This is a genomic window from Nocardioides sp. (assembly GCF_025965415.1).
Taxonomy (GTDB): Bacteria; Actinomycetota; Actinomycetes; order Propionibacteriales; family Nocardioidaceae; genus Nocardioides.
Map to the genome: position 1 here is coordinate 55,557 of NZ_JAOPWY010000192.1, position 17,196 is coordinate 72,752.

Sequence of the window (17,196 nt, forward strand, 5' to 3'; positions counted from 1 at the left end):
CTCCATCATGTCCGATCCACCGGGCATGGCACACCTCAGGCGGCCAGCACCGCCCTGAGACGCTGCACGAGGGAGGGCGCCTCGGCCGTGGTCGGCCTGCGCGCGCCCGGGACGTACGACGCCCGCGCGGCCAGCTCGATGGACCGCCCCACCCGGGCGGCGGCCTCCCCCGGCCCGCTGGCGAGACCGGCCATCAGGGCGAGCATCTCGCGCTCCTTGCCGGTCGCCACGGCCAGGGTGCGCGCCATCTCGGGGCTCGTGGGCTCGGCGACGTGGTGGTCGATGACGGCCCGGGTGCCGGGCATGTCCTCGGCGGCGGCGAGCCACGCGAGGGTGACGGCGTTCTCGAGGTCGAGGGGCTGGTCGGCGAGCTGGCGCTCGATGTGGCCGGCCAGTCGGGTGTGCCAGCGCAGGGTCAGCGCTCCCAGCAGCGCGAGGTCGTCGCCGAAGGTGTCGGCGACGCCCGCCACGTCGAGCGGCAGGCGACCGTCGAGTCGGTCGTCCGCGGTGCGGATGACGTCGCGGAGCACATCTGCGCGACGGTGGTGGGACGTCCAGGTCATGGGGTCTCCTTCAGGAACATACTGAGGGTACGTACTTTCAGTATGCCCACGGCTGCGTCCGTCGCCAAACGCCTCCCGCGTGAGTCGGGTCACCTAGGCTGCGCCCATGACTCGGCGTGCACGCTTCTCGGCCTCCACCAAGCGTGCGCTCGTCGACGTGGCCGAGCAGCTCTTCACCGAGCACGGCTACACCGCGACCTCGCTCGACGCGATCGTCGCGGGCGCCGACGTGACCAAGGGCGCGCTCTACCACCACTTCAGCGGCAAGCAGGCGATCTTCGAGGCAGCCTTCGAGCGGGTGGAGTCGCGGGCGACCAGCGGAATCTCGGAGGCCACCGACGGACACCGCGACCCGTGGGCGAAGGCGCAGGCCGGTCTCCGCGCCTTCCTCGGCGCGGTGCAGGAGCCGGCCTACCGCCAGATCGTCATCGCCGACGGGCCCTCCGTGCTGGGCCACGAGCGGTTCCGCGAGCAGGAGGAGCGGTCGACGTACGCCATCGTCGACGAGATCGTGCGCTCGGTGCTCACCTCGGACGAGTGGGACCTCGACCCCGAGATGCTCGACACCTTCACCCGCATCTTCTTCGGCGCGATGTCGGCGGCCGGGGGCTCCGTCGCGGCGAGCGAGGACCCCGCGGCCGCCGCGGCGCGCGTGGAGGCAGCGATCGGCTTCATCCTGGCCGGCCTCCAGCAGCTGCTGGAGAGCGGCGCCGCTCCTACTTCGCGAACGTGAGGTTGCCGTTGACCGCGGGGACGAGCTCGACCCAGACGTGGCCCGCGGGCACGGTGAGGTCACCGTTCTTGGTGGACAGCTCGATGGCGCCGGTGAGCCCGTCCTTGGTCCAGGTGCCCTTCACGACGCGACCGCCGTGGAAGAGCAGCGCGGCGCCCGTGCCCTCGAACTTCGTCTCCGGCACCGGGTAGCCGGCCGGGTCGCGGTAGCCGGCGTCGCCGACCTTGACCCGCATGACCAGCACGGAGTCGGCCGGGAACCGGTCGCCCTCGGCGGCGTAGGAGTTGGTGTTGACGTAGCGGCCGCCCTCGAACTGCCACGTCGTCGAGTGCCCCCCGAAGTCGGCGGTGATGGTGCTGGCCCTGCCGCCCTTGGGCAGGTCGGCCTCGGTGCCCCACGGCAGGTAGGGCGGCGGCTCCTCGTCGGCCTTGAGCCGTTTGGAGATCTCGCCGAGGCGGGCGAAGAGGTTGTAGGGCGCCGAGCGCGAGGTCTCGCGGTAGACGCCTGCGGCGCCCTCGGTGATCCACGGGATCCCGGCGGAGTTGACGCGGTTGATCGTGACGGGCGCGGCGCCGCTGGTCACCACGGTGGCGCCCTCGGGCACGATGCTGATGTCGCTGGCACGCATGGAGCGCACCGGACCGATGTCGGCCGGGACCTTGGAGTAGTAGAAGGCCGCGAGGCGCGTGTAGCCGCCCTCGACGAGCTCCTCCACGACCAGGTCGGCCGAGCCGAGTCCGACCTGAGGGGCGCTGGACGAGGTGTTGTCGACCTTGGTGACGATCACCGGGTGCTGGGGGGCGTTGCCGGTGCGCTCGAGGCCGGTCAGGGGCCAGTACGCCGGCTCCGGCGGGGCCTCGCTCGTCTCCGACGAGGTGGGCTCGGAGGGGGCGGCGTCGCTCGGCGCCTCCTCGTCCCCGCCACCGCAGCCGGCGAGGAGCAGCGCGGCCGCGACGAGCGTGGCGACGACTGCCTGGGACGAGGACGGGTGAAGACGGTGACGCACGGGGAGCTCCGATCCAGCGGGGGTGACGAGCAGGCGGTTCTGCCGAGAAGTGTGAAGGCGCGCCTTCCCCGATCCCGGAAGGCGCGCCACAGGGTAGATCAGCAGGAACTGCCTACCAATCCGCGCCTGTCAGCGGCGGCGCAGGGTGCCGCCGAACCACTGGGACGTCCACGGCACGGCCACCTGGACCCGCTGGCCCGAGCCGGGCGAGTGGACCATCAAGGCGTGGCCGCGCGACCAGCGCAGGAAGATCGCCGCGTGGTAGACCCCGCCGCTGCCGTAGAAGAACATCAGGTCGCCGGGGCGCATGTCCGCCTTGGCGATGCGGCGGGCGAACCCCGCCTGGGCGCTCGACGTGCGCGGCACCGGGAAGCCGGCCCGGCGGAAGCTGTAGTAGACCAGCCCCGAGCAGTCGAAGCGGGCCGGCCCGGAGGCGCCGTACGCATACCAGTCGCCGCGCTGGCGCATGGCCGTGTCGCGGGCGCTGAGGACCCGGGTGGCGACGCGCTGACGGGGCGTGGGCTTCTTCGCTGCCGTCGTCGGGGCCGCGGCGGCCGGTTCTGCCGAGGCGGCCGTGGCCGGCAGCGTGGACAGGGTGGATGCGGTGAGGCCGAGACCGGCCAGGGCGAGCGCCAGCGCTCGCGCCCTACGTAGGGTCGCAGGCATGAGTGTTCCTTTCCCACGCCTGTGAGGTGAGCTGTCGGGTTGGGGCTGGAAGGTGCCCCGCCACCTCTCGGCGGCTTCACCCCGAGCCGGTGCACGCAGACCTGCGCGAACCGGCAGTGGAACCTGTGGGTCCCCCACTCCTGCCCTCGATTGATCTCGGGGGTCCGCTCCGGTCGGGCAGGACTCGGCGTTGTCCGGAACGGGTGTCTGTTCGGTCGGGCACCAGCAGGCGGGCCCGAGCCGTCCTGTGGGTCTCTTGACCGCCCCATCACGGTAGGCACGCCGCACCGGGCGCGGCAACACGAGCGACGGCCCCGACCCGCACGCATGCGGGTCGGGGCCGTGATCTCACTCACCCCGACGTGGAGTGGCTCGGTGCACCGTCACGCTCAGCCGAGCTTGCGACCGCCGTCGACGTAGAGCGTTTGGCCTGTGATGAAGGACGCATCGTCGCTGCAGAGGAACGCGGCGGCGGCCGCGATGTCCTCGGGCTGGCCCACCCGGCGCACGGGGGTCACCTCGGCGTTGAGCCGCTGCAGCTCCTCGGGCTCCATCTTGAGGCGCCGGGCGGTGGCGTCGGTCATCTCGGTGACGATGAAGCCGGGGGCGATCGCGTTGGCGGTGACGCCGTACGGGCCGAGCTCGATGCCGAGCGTGCGCGTGAGGCCCTGGATGCCCATCTTGGCGGCGGAGTAGTTGGCCTGCCCGCGGTTGCCCAGCGCGGAGACGCTGGAGAGGTTGAGGATCTTGCCGTACTTCTGCTCCACGAACCGCGACTGCGCCGCCTTGGTCATGTTGAAGACGCCCTTGAGGTGCACGCCCATGACCAGGTCCCAGTCGTCCTCGGTCATCTTGAAGAGCAGGTTGTCGCGGGTGATGCCGGCGTTGTTGACGAGGATGTGGATCCCGCCGAGCTCGTCGACCACCCGTTGCACGGCGGCCTCGGCGGCCGCGCCGTCCACGACGTCGCAGCCGACGCCGATCGCCCGGGCTCCGTCGGCCAGCTCCAGCCGGCCGGCGGCGTCCTGGGCTGCGGCCTCGTCGAGGTCGAGGATCGCGATGGACGCGCCCTCGCTGGCGAAGCGCTGCGCGATGCCGAAGCCGATGCCTCGGGCTGCTCCGGTGATGAGGGCGACACGGCGGTCGAACAGACCCATGGGGACTCCTAGAGGGGTCTAGAGGGGGGTGGGAAGTGAGGTCGAAGGGGGATCGAGGCGAGGTTACCGTCCGGTCTGGTCCGGTCCACCCCGGCCGGGGTCGCTACGGTGTGCCCATGGGTCGGGGGGAATTTCGCGCCGCCGCTGTCGTCGCGGCCGTGATGGCGATGCTGGCTGCGCTGGTCGCGTGGACCCACCACCTGCCCCTGCGTGACCCCGACGGCGCCTCCCTGCCCACCTGGTTCCGGCTGCCCGTGATCGTGGCCTCGGCGGTGGCACTGGACGTCGCGACCCGGTGGGTCCTGCTGGTGCGCCGCGGCGGCACGGCACCCGGCGCCGCCTTCCGGGCGGTGCTCGTCGAGCGGTGGAACCGCGACCAGATCCGGTTCACGGTGAGCGGGCTCGTCACCTGGTACGTCGCCTACGTGGCCTTCCGCAACCTCAAGAGCTACGTCCCCTTCGTGACCGACCGGTTGGCCGACCCCCAGCTCGCCCGCCTCGACCGGCTGCTGTGGCTCGGCCACGACCCGGCGGTCCTCCTGCACGAGACCCTCGGCACCACGTGGGCCAACTGGGTGATGGCGGCGGTCTACCTGATCTGGATCGGCCTGGTGCCGGCCACGCTCGCCATCGCCCTGGTCTGGACGCGCCGGTCGACGGCCGGCGCGTGGTACGTCACGGCGATCTCGCTGAACTGGTGCCTGGGCGCCGCCCTCTACTACGCCGTGCCCTCCCTCGGCCCGACGTACTCCTACCCCGGCTGGTTCAGCTCCCTGCCCCACACCCCCAACACCGCGGTGCGCGACGTGCTGCTCACGGACCGGATCGAGGTCCTCTCCGGCCCCTGGGACACGCACACGGTGCAGACCATCGCGGCCTTCGCCTCCCTGCACGTGGCCGTCATGGTCACCGTCTGCCTCATCGCCGAGGCGATGCGGCTGCCCGCCCTCGTGCGCGTCGCGGCGTGGACCTTCCTGGCCCTCACCATCGTGGCGACGATCTACCTCGGGTGGCACTTCTTCGTGGACGTCATCGCCGGGGTGGGCGTCGGGGTCGCGGCCGTCGCCCTGGCCGGGCGCGCCACCGGCAACCCGCTGAGGCGCCGTGACGAGCCGTGGACCTTCCGCCCCGTCCTCGAGGTCCCGGCCACCTCCCGGGCCGACGCGCTCCCCGGTCCCCGCGGCTGACCCTCAGGTCAGCGCGGCGCGCAGGCGCTCGGCGTACGACTCCGCCTCGCCCTCGGCGTACTTCGTGCGGGGCCAGAAGAAGCCGCGCAGTCCGTCGCCCTTGGTGCGCGGCACGACGTGGACGTGGAGGTGGGGCACCGACTGGCTCACGGTGTTGTTGATGGCGACGAAGGAGCCCTGCGCGCCGAGGCCCTCCTTCGCCGCGGTCGCGAGCCGTTGCGAGGCGGCGACGAGGCCCGCTCCCAGCTCGGCGGGCAGGTCGGGCAGCGTCTCGACGTGCGCGCGCGGCACCAGCAGGACGTGGCCCTTGAAGACCGGGCGGGCGTCGAGGAAGGCGACGAAGTCGTCGGTGTCGAGGACGACGTGGCCCGGGATCTCGCCGGAGACGATCCGGCAGAAGACGCAGTCGGCCATGCGCGTCAGTCTGCCTGCTCAGGCCAGGTGCCGGGCCAGGTAGGGCCCGGTGACGCTGGCCGCCGCGGCTGCGATGTCGCTCGGGGTCCCCGTGGCCACCACCCGACCGCCCTGGTCCCCGCCGCCGGGGCCGAGGTCGATGACCCAGTCGGCGGTGGCGACGGTGTCGAGGTCGTGCTCGACGAGCACCACGGTGTTGCCGGCGTCGACCAGCCGGTGCAGCTGGCGCAGCAGCAGGGCGATGTCGGCCGGGTGCAGGCCCGCGGTGGGCTCGTCGAGCAGGTAGAGCGCGTGCCCCCTGCGAGCCCGTTGCAGCTCGGTCGCGAGCTTGATCCGCTGTGCCTCTCCGCCACTGAGCTCGGTGGCCGGCTGGCCCAGGCGCAGGTAGCCCAGCCCGACCTCGCGCAGGGTCTGGAGGCTGCGACTGGCGGCCGGCACCTCGGCGAGGACGTCGGCCGCCTGCTCCACCGTGAGGCCGAGCACGTCGGCGATGGTCAGGTCGCGCCAGGTGATCTGGAGGGTCTCGGCGTTGTAGCGCGCGCCGTGGCACGTCGGGCACGGCGCATACGTCCCGGGCAGGAAGAGCAGCTCGACCGAGACGAAGCCCTCCCCCTGACAGGTCTCGCAGCGACCCTCGGCGACGTTGAAGGAGAACCGGCCGACGCCGTAGCCGCGGACCTTCGCCTCGGGCGTGGCGGCGAACACCTTGCGGACGGCGTCGAAGAGGCCGGTGTAGGTCGCGAGGTTGGACCGTGGCGTGCGGCCGATCGGCCGCTGGTCCACGCGGACGAGGCGGTCGAACGACTCCAGCCCGGTCACGTCGTGGACGTCGATCTCGAGCTCGCTCTGCTCCTCGTCGTCCGGCGCCAGGCCGAGGTGTCGGCGCACCAGCTCGGCGAGCACCTGGGTGACCAGCGTGGACTTGCCCGAGCCGGAGACCCCGGTGACCGCGGTCAGGACGCACAGCGGGAGGTCGACCGACAGGTCGGCCAGGTTGTGCCTGCTGACGCCGCGCAGGTGCAGCCACCCGTGCGGGGTGCGGCCGTGGCGCTCGAGAGGCGCGACCCGCCCGAAGAGGTGCGCACCGGTGACCGACCCCTCGACCTGCTCCAGCCCGTCGACGGGGCCGGAGTACAGCACCCGGCCCCCGGCCTCCCCGGCACCCGGGCCGATGTCGACGATCCAGTCGGCACGGCGTACGACGTCGAGGTCGTGCTCGACGACGAACAGGGAGTTGCCCGAGCGCTTCAGGCGGTCGAGCACCTCGAGCAGTGGCTCGGCGTCGGCAGGGTGCAGGCCCGCGGACGGCTCGTCGAGGACGTAGACGACCCCGAAGAGGCCCGAGCGCAGCTGCGTGGCGATCCGGAGCCGCTGGGCCTCGCCCGGCGAGAGCGTGGTCGAGCTCCGGCCCAGTGCGAGGTAGCCCAGCCCGAGGTCGAGCAGCACCTCGGCACGCGCGACGAGGTCGGCGCAGAGGCGGACAGCCACTTCCGTCCGCTCCCCCGAGTCCGCGGAGGACCGGGCGGCCTCGACGTCGGTGAGCTCGGCGACCGGGCGCAGGAGCGTGACCAGGTCGGTCAGGGACAGCGCGTTCAGCTCGGCGATGGTCAACCCGGCGAAGGTCACCGCCAGCGAGGCCGGCTGCAGGCCTGTCCCGTGGCAGGTGGGGCAGGGGGCACTGCGGACGAAGCGCATCGCCTTGTCCCGCATCATCTGGCTCTTGGAGGTCGCCAGGACGTGGTTGACGTGGGCGCGAGCGCTCCAGAACTTGCCGTAGTAGCCGTGGTCGACCCGGTCCCGCTCCGGCTTGACCAGCACCGACGGCTGCTCGTCGGTGAAGAGGAGCCAGTCGCGGTCCTTCTTCGGCAGCTTCTTCCACGGAGTGTCCAGGTCGATGCCGAGGCCGGAGACGATGCTGCGGAGGTTGGCCCCCTGCCAGGCACCGGGCCAGGCGGCGATGGCGCCGTCCCGGATGCTCAGCGAGGTGTCGGGCACCATCAGGTCCTCGCTGACGTCGTGCACCTCGCCGAGCCCGTGGCATCGAGGACAGGCGCCGGAGGCGGTGTTGGGCGAGAAGGCCTCGGCTGCCAGCCGCTCCGCCCCCGGGGGGTAGGTGCCGGCCCGCGAGTAGAGCATCCGGACGAGGTTGGACAGCGTGGTCAGGGTGCCGACGCTCGAGCGCGAGCTCGGCGCGCCCCGACGCTGCTGGAGGGCCACCGCGGGCGGCAGCCCGGTGATCTCCTGGACGTGCGGCGCGCCGACCTGCTGCAGCAGCCGGCGGGCGTAGGGGGCGACGGACTCGAAGTAGCGCCGCTGCGCCTCGGCGTACAGGGTGCCGAAGGCGAGGGAGGACTTCCCGGACCCGGAGACCCCGGTGAAGGCCACCATCGCGTCCCGGGGGATCTCGAGGTCGACGTCGCGGAGGTTGTTCTCGCTCGCCCCCCGGACGTGGACGAAGTGGTCCCTCGGGTCATCAGTCACACGGCATTCCTACTCGCACGCGAAAGCGCGTCGACGGCCGGTCCGTCCCGGCGTGCCGGAGGTCGTGGTCGACGGACTGCGGGCACGGTCGTCACCTAGGCTCGCCGGATGCGCATCGTCTCGCTCATCCCGTCCGCCACGGAGATCCTCTTCGCCGTCGGGGCGGGCGACGACGTGGTCGGCGTGACCTTCGAGTGCGACCACCCGCCGGCCGCCCGCGGACTCCGCATCGTCTCCACGTCGGCGATGCCCGAGGGCCTGACGCCGAAGCAGATCGACGACTTCGTCGGCGCGGCGATGACGGCCGGCGAGGACCTCTACCGCCTCGACTCCGGCGCCCTGGCCGAGCTGGACGCCGACCTCGTGGTCACCCAGGACCTGTGTGCGGTGTGTGCCGTGGACGTCGGGACGGTCGACGACGCGCTCTCCTACCTCGGCTGCCGCGCGGACGTCGCGACGATCGATCCGCACACCCTCGACGACGTGCTCGCCTCCATCGTCGAGATCGGCGGGCTCACGTCACGGCCCGCCGAGGCCGCGGAGCTCGTCGCCTCGCTGGAGGCGCGCCTGGCCGCCGTCGCCGACCGCGTCGCCGGTCGGGCCCGGCCGCGCGTCCTGGTCCTGGAGTGGACCGATCCCCCGTTCGCGCCGGGGCACTGGATCCCCGAGATGGTGACCCGCGCGGGCGGCGAGCCGGCCCTCGGTGTCGCGGGCACCCGATCCGGCCGGATCACGTGGGAGGAGGCCGTGAGCTCACGGCCCGACGTCGTCGTCTGCGCTCCGTGCGGCTTCGACCTGGAGGGCAGCGCGACCCTGGCGGAGGGCGTACGCCACCGCTTCCCGGGCGTGCCGGTCTGGGCGGTCGACGCCGACGGTCACTTCGCGCGCCCCGGGCCGAGGCTCGTGGACGGGGTCGAGGCGCTGGCCGGCATCCTTCACCCCGAGGCACACGCGCCGTCCCCGCACTGCCGCCGCGTCTGAGGGGCCCAGAAGAAGACCACGCCGCTGCGGCCGGATCCGGGCTAGGGTCCCCGTGCATGGACATGCTGCGGGGTGCACAGATCGCCGAGGCCGACCTGACCGAGTGGCGCAAGCTGGCCCAGGGGCTGCACGCCAGGTACGTCGTGGACGACTTCGGCACAGGCGTGCGCTTCGTCGCCGCCGTGGGCAAGGCGGGCGACGTGCTCGGGCACCACCCGCGCGTGAGGATCGGCACGGGGCACGTCGACCTCGAGCTGGTCACCGCCGATGCCGTCTACCGCGACGACGAGGGCACCGAGCACGTCGTCGAGTGGGTGACCCAGCAGGACGTCGATCTCGCGCGGCGGATCACCGAGATCGCGGCCGGCCACGGGCTCGACGCCGACCCGGCCTCGGTCAGCGAGATCGAGCTCGGTCTCGACACGGCGGACTCCGCGACGATCGCCCCCGTGTGGGCCGCGCTGCTGACCGGGAGCGCCGAGTCCCAGGGCCGCGGATCACCCAGCGACGAGGTCCGGGACGACACCGTGCGGGTGCCGAACCTGTGGTTCGACGACGCCGGCGAGGACGCGACCTCGAGCCAGCGGTGGCACGTCGAGGTCTACGTGGCGCCCGAGGTGGCCGAGCAGCGGATCGCCGCCGCCGTCGCGGCGGGCGGAACCGTCGTCGACAACAGCGACGCGCCTGGGCTCACCGTGGTCGCCGACCAGGACGGCAACCGGGGCGTCGTCTGCGTCGACGTGTCCGCCGCTGCTCGCTGAGATCGGCAGACCAGGTCCGCATGGCAGGGCGGACGGGAAAGGTCGAGGGCGACGTGGTCCACGGCACAGCCGTGACACACGCCGCCCTCGACAGAGGAGGTGGAGCTGCGGGGAATCGAACCCCGGTCCTCGAGCGCCGAACCAGGTCTTCTCCGGGTGCAGTCGGTGATGTCGCTTTTCTCGGCCCCGGCGCTCGCACAGACACGTCGCCGACAGGCCCAGTCAGGATTGAGTCCCGATCACCCCTCCTGACAGAGAGTGACCAGCAAGTCTCCTAGATGAGGCCTGGGTCCGGGACGGAGACAGATGCCCGGTCAGACCCTTCGATCACTGCTCAGGCAGCGAGAGCGAAGTCGTTGCGATTGGAGTCGGCAACTGTAGTTTCCAGCGATCGTTTACGAGATGACGCTGGCTTCTCGACCCGCTTCCCCTGGAACTAACGTCCCAAGTCGAAACCGATCAGCCCCTCTTGAGTTGTGTCTCGATCATACGTGCCAACGCCGACACCGTCGCCCGCATTCCCCCCAGCCGGACGTCAGCGCGACGCGAGGCGCTCGTCGGTGACGATCTCGGCCATCTGCTCGACGCAGCGCGCGGACGTGTCAGTCCCCGGCGCCGGGTGCCGGGGCCGCTGGTGCGTGGACGCGTACGCGCGTGATGCGGTGCCCGTCGACCTCGGCCACCTCCAGGACGTGGTCGCCGACGGTGACGGTGTCGCCCACGCCGCCCATCCGCGCCAGACGGTGGAGCATGTAGCCGGCGACCGTCTCGTAGGGCCCGTCCGCGAGCTCGACGCCGGTGCGCTCGCCGAACTCCTCGATGGTCAGGCCCGCGTCGATCGTCTCGGGGTCGGCGGAGGCGGCGATCTCCGCGTCGCGGTCGTACTCGTCGTGGATCTCGCCGACCAGCTCCTCCATGAGGTCCTCGAGGGTGACGATGCCGTCGGTGCCGCCGTACTCGTCGACCACCAGCGCGATGTGCGCGCCGAGACGACGGAGCTGGTCGATGGAGGGCAGCACCCGGTTGGTGCGGGGCAGCACGGGCAGGTCGCGGGCGAGCTCGGCGACCGTGCGGGTGCGGTCGTCGGCGTGCCCCAGCACGTCGCGGAGGTGGAGGTAGCCGAGGACCTCGTCGAAGGACTCGCCGGTGACCGGGTAGCGCGTGTAGGGCTCGGTCGTGATGACCGCGACCGCCTCGGCCAGGGTGAGGTCGCCGCTGAGGAAGACCACGTCGCCGCGCGGCTTCATCACCTCCGCCAGGGACCGGTCGCCGGCCTCGAAGACGTCGTCGACGAGCTTGCGCTCGTCCTCGGGGATGTCCTCGTGCCCCGAGATCATCAGCCGCAGCTCCTCCTCGTCGACCTCGTCGCCCAGGGCGTCGGGATTGCCGCCGAGGAGGCGTACGAGCAGGTTCGTCGAGAGCGACAGCAGCCAGATGACCGGGGTCATCACGGTCGCGAAGCGGCCCAGCGGCGGCGCGAAGAGCTTGGCCACGCCCACCGAGCGCTGGAGCGCGACGCGCTTGGGCACCAGCTCACCCAGGACCAGGGAGAGGTAGGACACGACGAGGGTCACGACGACCAGCGACACCGTCTCCGGCGCCGGTGCCCCGAGGCTCTCGAAGACCGGAGCGAAGGACGGCGCCAAGGTGGAGGCGCCGAACGCGGCGGAGAAGAAGCCCGCCACCGTGACGCCGATCTGCACGGCGGACAGGAACCGGTTGGGGTCGCGCGCGAGCGAGGCCACCGCGTGGCCGCGGCCACCCTGGGCCTCGAGCCGGTCGACCTGGCCGGAGCGCAGCGAGACGAGGGCGATCTCGGTCGCGGCGAACACCCCGCCCACGAGGATGAAGGCGAGCACGAGCAGGACGTCGATCCAGGTTCCGGATGCCACCCCGTCACCGTAGCCAGCCGCGGCGAACCGGTGGTCCCCCGCTCACCTGCCCAGGATCGCGGCGCCGACGGCGGCCACCGGGTAGTGGCGGGGCAGGAGGCTGAGCCGGTCGGCCAGCCCGAGGGAGGCGAGGAAGGGCGACCCCTCGCCCAGCACCCGCAGCTGGTGCACCACCTCGACGCGCAAGGGGTCACCGACCTCGCTCACGCCGCCGCCGAGCACGATCCGCTCGGGGTCGATCGTCAGCGCGAGGACACGGATCGCGTTGGCCACGCCCCAGCAGAAGCGGTCGCGCACCGCCAGGGCGGCGGGGTCGCCGGCCGCGGCGGCCGCGAACAGCGCAGCGGCCGGCGGCTGGTCGCTGGTGGGCCACGCCCGGGCGAGCGCGCGCCCCGACGCGATGGTCTCCAGGCAGCCGACCTGCCCGCAGCCGCACTCGGCGCCCGCGGGGTCCACCGGCACGTGGCCGATCTCGCCGGCGGCGCCGTGGTCGCCGCGGCGCAGGCGCCCGTCCATCACCAGCCCGGCGGCCAGTCCGGTGCCGACACTGAGGTAGACCACGTCGTCGGCGCCGACCAGCGCGCGGGCCGCGAGGGCCGCCGCGTTGACGTCGTTCTCGAGGACCACGGGCACGCCCAGCCGCTCGGCGAGGAGGTCGCGCAGGGGCAGGTCGTCACCGTTGACGCCGAGGTTGACCGCATGCCGGAGCACGCCGCGCTCGACGTCGACAAGGCCCGGCACCCCGACCCCGACCCGGCAGGTCAGCGGTGCGCCGGTCGCGCGCTGCAGCGCCTCGAAGACCCGTCCGGCGGTGTCCAGCACGCCGTCGGCGCCGGACCGCGTGGACTCGCGCACCTCGGCGAGGAGATCGCCGTCCTCGCCCAGCACGACGCCGTGCGTCTTGGTGCCGCCGATGTCGAGCCCGACCGCTCGTGTCCCTGCCAGTGCGGCGTTCACCGCGTCCACCCTGCCTCTCGCAACACCTCGGTCACCGCGGCCACACCCGGACCGGACGAGCCGCGCGTGCTGATGATGGCAAGCCCGACGTCGCGAGTGCCGGGCCACCCCCACTCGACGACGACCGCGGCGCGCCCCGACGCGGCCAGCGCCGCCAGGAAGGCCAGCACCTCGGGCCGCCGGTGGGCATCACGGACCTGCACGACGAGGGGTACGTCGGCGGCGACCGTGGCCGGCACGACGAGCGACGACGGGTCCAGCGGGAGGTCAGGCTCGAGGCCCCACGCCACCGCACCGACGGCGATGTTGGCGGTCGTCTCGACGCTGACGACGAGGGCGCCACCGAGGTCGGGGAGGTCACCGTCGACGACCAGTGCCGCGGCGGCCGCCGCGACCTGCCGCTGCCTGTCGGGCGTACGCGCGCCGGTGGCGGTCACGGGCACGCTCATCGCTCGCACCCGGCCCGCGGCCTCGACCAGTCGTGCACGTGTCAGCCGCCCCGCGTCGACGGCCGCGACGACGGCGTCGACCACCTCCTCCACGAGGTCGGAGGGCGTGTCCGGCCCGAGGCAGAGGAGGTCGCAGCCGGCGACCAGGGCGAGCACGGCCGCCTCCGGGATGCCGCGTCCGGCCGAGGCGCCCGCCATGTCGAGGGCGTCGCTGACGATGACGCCGTCGAACCCGAGGCGCTCGCGCAGCACGGCCAGGACGACCGGGCTCAGCGTGGCCGGACGGTCAGGGTCGAGGGCGGGGACGACGATGTGCGACGTCATCACCGACGCGGCGCCGGCCGCGACCACGGCGGCGAAGGGCACCAGCTCGCGGTGGACGAGGGTGGCGAGGTCCGCGTCGACCGTGGGGAGCGACAGGTGGCTGTCGGTCGCGGTGTCGCCGTGACCGGGGAAGTGCTTGGCGCACGCGGCCACCCCGGTGGCCTGGAGGCCGCGGGTCCACGCCGCGGCGTGCGTGGCGACCCGCTCCGGCACGTCACCGAAGCTGCGGGTGCCGATCACCGGGTTGTCGGGATCGGTGTTGACGTCGGCGACCGGTCCGAGGTCGAGGGTGATGCCGACCGCGGCCAGCTCCGCGCCGATCCACCCGCCGACGGCCTCGGTCAGCGCCAGGTCGTCGGCGGCGCCGAGGGCCGCGGCACCGAGCACGGGGCTAGGCGCGCGGGTGTGCAACCGGCTCACGTCGCCGCCCTCCTCGTCCACTGCGACCACGGCCCGGGGGTTGGCGGACCTGATGGCCGCGCTCAGCGCGGCCGTGCTCGCGGGTCCGTCGGCGGTGTTGCTCCCGAAGTAGCAGATGCCGCCGAGGCCCTGCTCCAGCAGTGCGCGGTGGTCCTCCGGCAGCGTGGTGCCGTGGAAGCCCGGCAGCAGCACCTGCAGCGCCATCACCCGGAGGTCATCTGGAGCATCGGGGTCCCCGCGGCGTTGTTCGGGGGAGCGCAGCGGAGGAGAAGAACGTCGTGGGGTGTGGTTCATCCTTTGACCGCCCCGGCAGTCAGCCCGCTGGCCATCCGCCCCTGCACGAGCAGGAAGAAGACGATGACGGGTACGGCGATGAGCGTGGAGCCGGCCATGATGCCGCCCCAGTCGGTGCCGCGGTTGACGTCGGTGAAGGTCGAGAGCCAGAGCGGCAGCGTGCGCTGGTCCTCGCGGGTCATCACGACCAGCGCCAGCGTGAACTCGTTCCAGGCCTGGATGAAGCCGAAGACACCGGTCGCGACCAGCCCGGGCGCGAGCAGGGGGAAGGTGATGCGGAAGAACGCCTGGATGCGGGTGCAGCCGTCCATCATGGCGGCCTCCTCCAGCTCGTAGGGCACCCCGGCGACGAAGCCGCGCAACGTCCAGATCGTGAAGGGCAGCACGCCGGCGACGTAGACGATGGTCAGGCCCACGACGGTATTGAGCAGCTCCATCGTCTCGAGCATCTTGTACTGGGAGATGAACAACCCCTCGGCGGGGATCATCTGGATGACCAGCAGGGTGACGATGAACGAGATCCGGCCCTTGAACCTGAACCGCGAGACCGCGACGGCCGCGATGAACGCGAAGCCGAGCGACACCAGCAGGGTGAGCCCGGTGACCGTCAGGCTCACCTTGAGCGCGTTGACGAACTGGTCGGTCGCGAAGACCGTGCGGAAGTTGTCGAGGTCTCCCCCGAACGGCACCCAGGTCGGCACCGGGTTGCGGATCTCGTTGCGGTCGAGGAAGGAGCTGTTGACCATCCAGTAGACGGGGAACGCCGCGAGCACGAAGGCGACCAGGCCGACGGTGTTGGCCAGCCAGCGCACCGGACGCGGAGCGGGGCGGGTCATGGGGCCTCCCTCTCCTGGCGCAGCATCGACCGGACGTAGGGCGCGGTCAGCACGACGGTCAGGCCGAGCATGAAGACCGCGACCGCGGCGGAGGTGCCGAAGTCGCCGCCGCCGATGCCGAGCCGGTAGATGTAGGTGCCGAGGAGGTTGGTGCCGCGGGCGCTGCCGCCGGCCTCCTGGAGGATGTAGATCTGGGTGAAGACGCGCAGGTCCCAGATGACCTGCAGCAGCGCCACCACCATGAGCACCGAGCGGATCGACGGCAGCGTCACGTGGCGCAGCCGTTGCGCCAGGCTGGCGCCGTCGATCTCGGCCGCCTCGAGCAGCTCCTCGGACAACTGGGTCAGCGCGGCGTAGACGGTGAACGCGACGAACGGGACGCTCATCCAGACCACGATCACCGTCGCGACGAAGAAGAACGACAGCGGGCGCAGCAGCCACGCGTGGCCCTGGAAGTCACCGCCCAGCTGGGTCAGGACGTGGTTCACGACGCCGTACTGGGTGTCGAAGAGCCACTGCCACACGGTCAGCGAGGCGACGACCGGCATCGCCCAGGCCAGCAGCAGCCCGGTCTGGGTGAGCAGACGCACCCAGGTCGACATGGCGCGCATGACCAGCGCGAGGCCGACGCCGAGCGCCATCGTCACGACCGCGTTGACGAGGCAGAAGACGACCGTGCGAGCCGTGACCCGCCACAGGTAGGCGTCTCCCAGCAGCTCCCGGTAGTTGGCCAGCCCCACCCACTCCGGCGGGCGACCGAACTGCTGGGCGAGGCCGAACTCCTGGAACGACAGCACGAGCTGGCGCACGAGCGGATAGCCCAGCGCCAGGCACAGGGCCAGCACGGCGGGGCCGATGAGCGCGTACGGCAGGGTGCTTGCGCGCCGGTCGCGGGTGCGGTCACTCATCGTGCCCCCTCTCGTCCGTGTCGTCGGGTCCGGTCATCATGGCGTCTTGCGTCGTCGGGGGCAGGCAGCGGCGGGGGCAGCGGCTCGCGCCACCCCCGCCTCCGTCTGCGGTGCGTCAGCCGTTCAGCTGGCCACTCATCTGCTCGTCCGCCTTGCCGGCGAGCTCGGCCACGTCACCGCCCTGGGCGATGGCGCTGAAGAGGTCCTCCAGGACGCGGGAGCCCTCCACGTTGGCCCAGCCCGGCGCGGCCGGGGTGAGCTTGGCGTTGGACGCGGCCGCCACCGTCGCGGCGGCGTACTCGTCGTCACCGAGCAGCGAGGCCAGCGACTCCTTGGCCGGCGTCAGCCCGGCCCCCGCCATGATCGTCTGGTAGTCGTCGCTCAGCATGAGGGCGATCGCCTCCCGGGCGAGGTCCTGGTGCTGCGACTTCGCGGCGACGGCCAGGTCGGAGCCACCGAGCAGGACCGGGGCGGGCTCGCCGTCGGTGCCGGGCAGGGCGAAGACGCCCATCTGCTTGGCGAAGGTGTCGGGGCAACCGGTGTCCTCGGCCTCGATCAGGCCCTTGACCCAGCCGGGCGTCGACATCATGCCGACCTCACCCGCGCAGAACGGGGTCCACGGGTCGGCCTCGTTGCCGTCCTTGGGTGCCCCCGAGGCCTGCATGAAGAGCTCCTGGGCCATCTCGAGGCCGGCCAGCGACTCGTCCGAGCTCAATGCCGGGCTCCACTCCCCGCCGTCCTCGGTCGCCAGGTCGCCGCCGGCGGCCCAGACGAACGCGGCGCCGTTGCGCCAGTCCTGCCCGGGGAACCAGAAGCCGGAGAAGTTCGCGGGCTTGGGGTTGTCCTTCCTGAGCTCGATCGCCGCCTGGACGAACTCGTCGAGCGTGGTGGGCACCTCGAGGCCGGCCTTCTCGAAGAGGTCCTTGCGGTAGACCAGCAGCTGCACCCAGGACTCGCTGGGGATGGCGAGCTGGTCGTCGCCGTCGGCGGTCAGCTCCAGCGAGCTCTCGCTGAACGTGCCGGCGTCGAGGGTGTCGAGCACGTCGCCGACGGCCGCGGTGTCCACGAGCTCGTTGGCCGAGAGGGTGCGGACCTGACCGAGGGGCAGCGCCCCGATGACGTCGGGCAGGTCGCCCGCGGCGGCGCTCGAGGTCAGGACCTGGTTGA

Annotated in this window: 16 protein-coding genes, 1 other RNA gene and 1 riboswitch; of the genes, 4 read left to right on the forward strand and 13 right to left on the reverse strand. The window is 72.3% G+C overall.

Annotated features, from left to right (window positions below; all coding sequences use genetic code 11):
* Positions 1-35: 35 nt before the first annotated feature.
* Positions 36-563, reverse strand: coding sequence for a hypothetical protein (locus JWN97_RS20650; protein ID WP_297627587.1), 528 nt, complete (start codon positions 561-563; stop codon positions 36-38).
* Between the two features lie 106 nt (positions 564-669).
* Here JWN97_RS20650 and JWN97_RS20655 point away from each other — a divergent pair, with 106 nt between their 5' ends.
* Positions 670-1,296 carry a TetR/AcrR family transcriptional regulator gene (locus tag JWN97_RS20655; RefSeq protein ID WP_297627590.1) on the forward strand — a complete coding sequence of 209 codons (627 nt, stop codon included), beginning with the start codon at positions 670-672 and terminating at the stop codon, positions 1,294-1,296.
* Here JWN97_RS20655 and JWN97_RS20660 read toward each other — a convergent pair.
* The 3 genes from JWN97_RS20660 to fabG form a co-directional block, all read right to left on the reverse strand.
* Positions 1,280-2,302: a DUF3048 domain-containing protein gene (locus JWN97_RS20660; protein ID WP_297627593.1), complete on the reverse strand. Its 1,023-nt coding sequence runs from the start codon at positions 2,300-2,302 to the stop codon at positions 1,280-1,282. The two genes, JWN97_RS20655 and JWN97_RS20660, sit on opposite strands and share 17 nt — an antisense overlap.
* Positions 2,303-2,431: 129 nt before the next feature.
* Positions 2,432-2,968: a C40 family peptidase gene (locus tag JWN97_RS20665; RefSeq protein WP_297627596.1), complete on the reverse strand. Its 537-nt coding sequence runs from the start codon at positions 2,966-2,968 to the stop codon at positions 2,432-2,434.
* Positions 2,969-2,971: 3 nt separating this feature from the next.
* A riboswitch (cyclic di-AMP (ydaO/yuaA leader) is annotated at positions 2,972-3,168 on the reverse strand.
* A gap of 189 nt (positions 3,169-3,357) precedes the next feature.
* Positions 3,358-4,125, reverse strand: coding sequence for a 3-oxoacyl-ACP reductase FabG (gene fabG, locus JWN97_RS20670; protein ID WP_297627599.1), 768 nt, complete (start codon positions 4,123-4,125; stop codon positions 3,358-3,360).
* A gap of 116 nt (positions 4,126-4,241) precedes the next feature.
* Between fabG and JWN97_RS20675 the strand changes: the two genes are divergently transcribed.
* The gene (locus JWN97_RS20675; protein ID WP_297627603.1) at positions 4,242-5,312 is read left to right on the forward strand and encodes a phosphatase PAP2 family protein; all 1,071 of its coding nucleotides are present in this window, start codon (positions 4,242-4,244) and stop codon (positions 5,310-5,312) included.
* Positions 5,313-5,315: 3 nt separating this feature from the next.
* Here JWN97_RS20675 and JWN97_RS20680 read toward each other — a convergent pair whose 3' ends face one another.
* Positions 5,316-5,726 (reverse strand): HIT family protein, encoded by a 411-nt coding sequence (locus tag JWN97_RS20680; protein WP_297627605.1) that lies wholly within the window; start codon positions 5,724-5,726, stop codon positions 5,316-5,318.
* An 18-nt stretch (positions 5,727-5,744) separates the two neighbouring features.
* Positions 5,745-8,207 (reverse strand): excinuclease ABC subunit UvrA, encoded by a 2,463-nt coding sequence (gene uvrA, locus JWN97_RS20685; RefSeq protein ID WP_297627608.1) that lies wholly within the window; start codon positions 8,205-8,207, stop codon positions 5,745-5,747.
* 108 nt (positions 8,208-8,315) lie between these two features.
* On the opposite strand from uvrA, the gene JWN97_RS20690 reads away from it, so the two are divergent.
* Together JWN97_RS20690 and JWN97_RS20695 are read left to right on the forward strand one after the other, a co-directional pair.
* Complete coding sequence (locus JWN97_RS20690; RefSeq protein WP_297627611.1) at positions 8,316-9,188, forward strand: cobalamin-binding protein; 873 nt, start codon at positions 8,316-8,318, stop codon at positions 9,186-9,188.
* A 56-nt stretch (positions 9,189-9,244) separates the two neighbouring features.
* Complete coding sequence (locus JWN97_RS20695; protein WP_297627614.1) at positions 9,245-9,949, forward strand: 4a-hydroxytetrahydrobiopterin dehydratase; 705 nt, start codon at positions 9,245-9,247, stop codon at positions 9,947-9,949.
* A 97-nt stretch (positions 9,950-10,046) separates the two neighbouring features.
* On the opposite strand, the gene ssrA is transcribed toward JWN97_RS20695, so the two are convergent.
* The 7 genes from ssrA to JWN97_RS20730 form a co-directional block, all read right to left on the reverse strand.
* Positions 10,047-10,416: a transfer-messenger RNA gene (ssrA, locus tag JWN97_RS20700) on the reverse strand.
* A gap of 135 nt (positions 10,417-10,551) precedes the next feature.
* Positions 10,552-11,841 (reverse strand): hemolysin family protein, encoded by a 1,290-nt coding sequence (locus tag JWN97_RS20705; RefSeq protein WP_297627617.1) that lies wholly within the window; start codon positions 11,839-11,841, stop codon positions 10,552-10,554.
* A gap of 42 nt (positions 11,842-11,883) precedes the next feature.
* Positions 11,884-12,798, reverse strand: a complete 915-nt coding sequence (locus JWN97_RS20710; protein ID WP_297627621.1) for an ROK family protein — start codon at positions 12,796-12,798, stop codon at positions 11,884-11,886.
* Positions 12,795-14,195, reverse strand: a complete 1,401-nt coding sequence (locus JWN97_RS20715; RefSeq protein WP_297627624.1) for a glycoside hydrolase family 3 N-terminal domain-containing protein — start codon at positions 14,193-14,195, stop codon at positions 12,795-12,797. Before JWN97_RS20715 ends, JWN97_RS20710 begins: the two co-directional genes overlap by 4 nt.
* 86 nt (positions 14,196-14,281) lie before the next feature.
* Positions 14,282-15,121, reverse strand: coding sequence for a carbohydrate ABC transporter permease (locus tag JWN97_RS20720; protein ID WP_297627627.1), 840 nt, complete (start codon positions 15,119-15,121; stop codon positions 14,282-14,284).
* Positions 15,118-16,029 carry a sugar ABC transporter permease gene (locus JWN97_RS20725; protein ID WP_297627630.1) on the reverse strand — a complete coding sequence of 304 codons (912 nt, stop codon included), beginning with the start codon at positions 16,027-16,029 and terminating at the stop codon, positions 15,118-15,120. Before JWN97_RS20725 ends, JWN97_RS20720 begins: the two co-directional genes overlap by 4 nt.
* A gap of 115 nt (positions 16,030-16,144) precedes the next feature.
* The coding region (locus JWN97_RS20730; protein ID WP_297627633.1) for an extracellular solute-binding protein at positions 16,145-17,196 on the reverse strand (1,052 nt) is incomplete at its 5' end.

Coding starts and splice junctions, on each gene's coding strand:
- JWN97_RS20650 (WP_297627587.1), bottom strand. CDS start 563: ATGACCTGGACGTCCCACCACCGTCGCGCAGATGTGCTCCGCGACGTC.
- JWN97_RS20655 (WP_297627590.1), top strand. CDS start 670: ATGACTCGGCGTGCACGCTTCTCGGCCTCCACCAAGCGTGCGCTCGTC.
- JWN97_RS20665 (WP_297627596.1), bottom strand. CDS start 2,968: ATGCCTGCGACCCTACGTAGGGCGCGAGCGCTGGCGCTCGCCCTGGCC.
- fabG (WP_297627599.1), bottom strand. CDS start 4,125: ATGGGTCTGTTCGACCGCCGTGTCGCCCTCATCACCGGAGCAGCCCGA.
- JWN97_RS20675 (WP_297627603.1), top strand. CDS start 4,242: ATGGGTCGGGGGGAATTTCGCGCCGCCGCTGTCGTCGCGGCCGTGATG.
- JWN97_RS20680 (WP_297627605.1), bottom strand. CDS start 5,726: ATGGCCGACTGCGTCTTCTGCCGGATCGTCTCCGGCGAGATCCCGGGC.
- JWN97_RS20690 (WP_297627611.1), top strand. CDS start 8,316: ATGCGCATCGTCTCGCTCATCCCGTCCGCCACGGAGATCCTCTTCGCC.
- JWN97_RS20695 (WP_297627614.1), top strand. CDS start 9,245: ATGGACATGCTGCGGGGTGCACAGATCGCCGAGGCCGACCTGACCGAG.
- JWN97_RS20715 (WP_297627624.1), bottom strand. CDS start 14,195: ATGGCGCTGCAGGTGCTGCTGCCGGGCTTCCACGGCACCACGCTGCCG.
- JWN97_RS20720 (WP_297627627.1), bottom strand. CDS start 15,121: ATGACCCGCCCCGCTCCGCGTCCGGTGCGCTGGCTGGCCAACACCGTC.
- JWN97_RS20725 (WP_297627630.1), bottom strand. CDS start 16,029: ATGAGTGACCGCACCCGCGACCGGCGCGCAAGCACCCTGCCGTACGCG.